The 3,698-nt window shown below is 68.9% G+C and carries 4 protein-coding genes; 2 read left to right on the forward strand and 2 right to left on the reverse strand.

Annotated features, from left to right (window positions below; all coding sequences use genetic code 11):
• Positions 1-209: 209 nt before the first annotated feature.
• A complete protein-coding gene (locus BSE24067_RS32010) occupies positions 210-758 on the forward strand; it encodes a DUF3005 domain-containing protein (RefSeq protein WP_151068728.1) in 549 nt (182 codons plus the stop codon).
• Between the two features lie 66 nt (positions 759-824).
• On the opposite strand, the gene BSE24067_RS32015 is transcribed toward BSE24067_RS32010, so the two are convergent.
• Positions 825-1,589, reverse strand: a complete 765-nt coding sequence (locus BSE24067_RS32015) for a DUF4397 domain-containing protein (protein ID WP_151068729.1) — start codon at positions 1,587-1,589, stop codon at positions 825-827.
• A gap of 910 nt (positions 1,590-2,499) precedes the next feature.
• On the opposite strand from BSE24067_RS32015, the gene BSE24067_RS32020 reads away from it, so the two are divergent.
• Positions 2,500-2,832, forward strand: a complete 333-nt coding sequence (locus tag BSE24067_RS32020; protein ID WP_151068730.1) for a hypothetical protein — start codon at positions 2,500-2,502, stop codon at positions 2,830-2,832.
• A 115-nt stretch (positions 2,833-2,947) separates the two neighbouring features.
• On the opposite strand, the gene mmsB is transcribed toward BSE24067_RS32020, so the two are convergent.
• Positions 2,948-3,698, reverse strand: a 751-nt coding sequence (gene mmsB, locus BSE24067_RS32025; RefSeq protein ID WP_174904998.1) for a 3-hydroxyisobutyrate dehydrogenase, incomplete at its 5' end; no start/stop codon positions are given.

The following is a 3,698-nucleotide window of genomic DNA, read 5'->3' on the forward strand; positions in this document are numbered from 1 at the left end:
GAGGCTGACCGGCGGCAGCGGCGGCACGTGCGCGCAGGCGGGCGTGCCGGCCGCGTGCCGTCGTGGTGGCGTGCCGGTGCGGCACGTGCGTCGCGAGGCGCGCGTGCGGCGCCCGTGCGCGTGAAAGATTTGCAACGACCGTTGTAGCGATTCCCGGACCGGCGCCGGCTGCGGCACGCCGGCGCGCCGTCCGGAAACAAGGAGGTGCGATGCAGAACGCGGAATCGAACCCAACCCCGGAACAGCAGCGCAAACAGATCGAGAAGAGCCCGGTGAAGACGCCGGCCGCGGGCGACATGCCCGATGCGGCGACCCAGGCGGCGGAGACCGCGAAGCGGCCGCTGACGCCGGAGGCCGTCGCCGGAAAAATGCCGACCGGCCTGCCGCCGATCGACGTCGACTCGCATGCGGTCGACAGCGGCGACCCGGTGCGTCGTGCGGCGGGCCGGATCGTCACGCTCGACAACGCGAACATGGCGATGACCGACAACACGGTCGACGTCGACGGCAAGGGCATGGAAGCGCGCACCGGCGCGACCGAGTGGCACGACAACGTCATTTATTCGAACGCGTCGCTCGACGAAGCAGTGGACACACCGGATGAAGGACTCGGCGGCATCGAGAGCCGGCCGGGCGGCAACGTCCCGCAGATCGCGACGCGGCCGGGCTGGCGCGTGCGGTATGTCGGCGACATCGATGTCGAGCAGGGTGACGGCAAGCGGGCCGAACACGTGATCCGCTTCGAGCGGAGCGAGTGACGTCCCGGTGTTTGGCCACGCGTGGTTCGATGGGCGGGCCGCCGGCCGGCGGTCCGCCCGAGGCCGTTACTGCGGGCCGAGTTCCTGCGCGGACGTGTCCGCATCGTTGCCCTGCGCGACGAGCACGTGCACGTCGTTGGGCGTCACGTCACCGATGCCGCCCGACGGAATCGTCAGCAGCAGCCAGTCGGCGTTGTTGTTCAGTGCGACCGGCGCGGTCTTCAGGATCGGCGTCTTGCTGCCGGCCGTCGTGACGACGATCTGGTAGGTGCCGCCGCTCAGATAGACGGAATCCTGGCCGGACGCCGGCACCGCGTTCTGGTATGCCGCGCCGGCCAGCGTCGGGCTTTGCGCGTTGATGTCGGTGCCCGGCGGCACGACGTAGACGTCGACGTTCTGCGCATTCGGCGACGCGTTGAAGCTGCGCACGCGCGCCTTGTCGGACAGCAGCTTCTTGTCGAACGGATCGTCGATCACCGAAATCGCCGACGACGTGCTCGGCAACGCGATGGTCGTGTAGTGATGACCGTTCGCCGCGCTGAACGACTGCGACGCCACCGTCGCGGTCGTTCCCGATACGTCGTAGCTGGCGGTCTGCGTGCCGGAGTCGATGTCGTGATAGCGCGTCACGCCCTTGTACGCGACACCCGATGCGTCCACCTTCGCATTCAGGTAATAGTCGAGATTCGGGCCGGCCGGCACCGCGTTGATGAAGCGCGCTTGCGGTTTCGAGATGCCAAGCTCGGTGCCGACGTCGTTGCCGTCTCCGCCACATGCCGCGAGCACGGAAATGACCGAGCACAGGGCCACTATCGTTCGAATGGATTTCATTGTCGTCCTCTCGTTCAAGGGAAGCTGCTTGCGATGCGGTGTCGCCGCGCACGTGTTCGCGCGGCGCGCAGCGCCAGTTGAGGGAAGGATTGCCATCCGCCGGGGCGGCGGGCGCCTGTATGTCGCAAGCGTCGTGCCTGCGCGGCGGTATCGGCGCGGCGCCCGGTGCGGTGGTGGACGCCGGCCGCCGCGATCGCGGCATGCGGCGCGCGATCGGGCGCCGTAGGTCAGGCATTTGTAAAAAAGGGCGGCGCGCCCAGATGGGCGGACGTGCGTGGGTTTCGCGTATGCAGAAGTCGTTTCAAACGGCAACCAGCTGGCGCAATGACGCGTCCACGCGGACAGCGTGGGGTCATTCGCCTTAATGGTTGCGTGTACAACTATATGACGAAATCCGGGCGATCCTGCGCGATGCCGGGTTGCCGCGCGGCTCGATCGCTTCGACGGGCCGGGCCCCGATCGATACGCGGGCGGCGCAATAGGTCCGCGAGCATCGCGGCGACGCCGTGCAGCCGCCGATACGCCGGCTCCGCTTGTATGCCGGCGCACCCGATACCGCCGGCGACGGCCTGCGCCTGCGGCGGATGGCCGCACACGGCGTGCCGGAAAATCGGTGTGGCGGGACGTCGAGCGGCCGCCGGCGGCGAAGCCGTCCGACACAGGGGTATTTTCGGCGATCGCGCCGGAGTGCCTGCCGGCGAATGACGCCGAAACCGCGCGATAGCGGGAAAAGCGACGCACCGGCGCAACATCGGACGCGTCACCAGCCGTAAATCTTGCCGCCGGCAGCCCATCGTTTAACCATTCGAAACAATGTGTTCACTGAAAAGGGCATGATCTCCGGCGATCGGGCAGGCATACTGTCGCCTATGTTGCTCAATGCCGTCGAAACGACGCGCGCTTGCCTCCCATGTCCATTTCCGTGCCTTTTCGATCCCTGCGATGGTTGACCGTCGCGGCTGCCGTATGCTTGCTTGCCGCGTGTTCGACCGCTTCCGACGTCACGACGACGTCGAACCCGAACGTCTTCACCGTGACGACGCGCACGCTCGGCGTGTCGACGACGTGGGCCGACGCCCATGAAAAAGCCGTCAGCGAAGCCACCAACTACTGCACGCAGCGCGGGATGCGCGCGAGCCTGAAGCAGGAGTCGGTGACCGGCGGCCGCCGCATCGACGCACGCTCCGAGCTCGCGTTCGAGTGCCACCCGACCTTCGAGACCGCGTCGAACCCGCGCGGGTAAGCGCCGCGCCGCATCTGTCGCGCTCGCGCCGCGTGTGCCCGTATTGCTCCGAATGCAGAACGGCCCGCGATGCCACTGACGGGCATCGCGGGCCGCCGCGCGTCCGCCGGTCGCGTTACGCGGACGTTCGCGCCTCGTACAGCTTCACGCACGCGGAGAAATCGAGCGTGCCGAGCCCTTGCTGGCTCATCGACTGATAGAGCTGCTGCGCGAGCGCGCCCATCCACACCGGCTGCCGTGCGCTGCGCGCGGCTTCGGTCGCGAGCCCCAGATCCTTCAGCATCAGGTTCGCGGCGAAGCCGCCCGAGTAGCCGCGCGCGGCCGGCGCCGCGTCGTTGACGCCCGGATACGGGTTGCAGGTCTCCGAGCTCCAGCAGCGGCCGGTCGACGTGTTGATGATGCCGGCCAGCACGGCCGGATCGATGCCGAGCGCAGCGCCGAGCGCCATCGCCTCCGACACGCCCATCATCGAGATCCCCAGCAGCAGGTTGTTGCAGATCTTCGCGATCTGCCCGGTGCCCGTGCCGCCGCAATGCACGACGTTCCTGCCCATGTCGAGCAGCACCGGACGGATGCGCTCGAACAGCGCGGCCGGCGCACCGACCATGAACGTCAGCGTGCCGGCTTGCGCGCCGCCGGTGCCGCCGGACACCGGCGCGTCGGCGAGCGGGAAGTCGCGCTGCGCGGCGGCGTCGGCCACCGCGCGCACGGTGTCGGGGTCGATCGTGCTGCAGTCGACGAACGTTGCGCCCGGACGCGCGCCGGCGAGCACGCCGTCGTCGCCGAGATAGACGGCGCGCACGTGCTGCGCGGCCGGCAGCATCGTGATCACGAGCGTCGCGCGGGCGGCCGCGTCCCGCGGCGAC

It is taken from the genome of Burkholderia latens (genome assembly GCF_902499045.1).
In the GTDB taxonomy this organism is placed as follows: Bacteria; Pseudomonadota; Gammaproteobacteria; order Burkholderiales; family Burkholderiaceae; genus Burkholderia; species Burkholderia latens.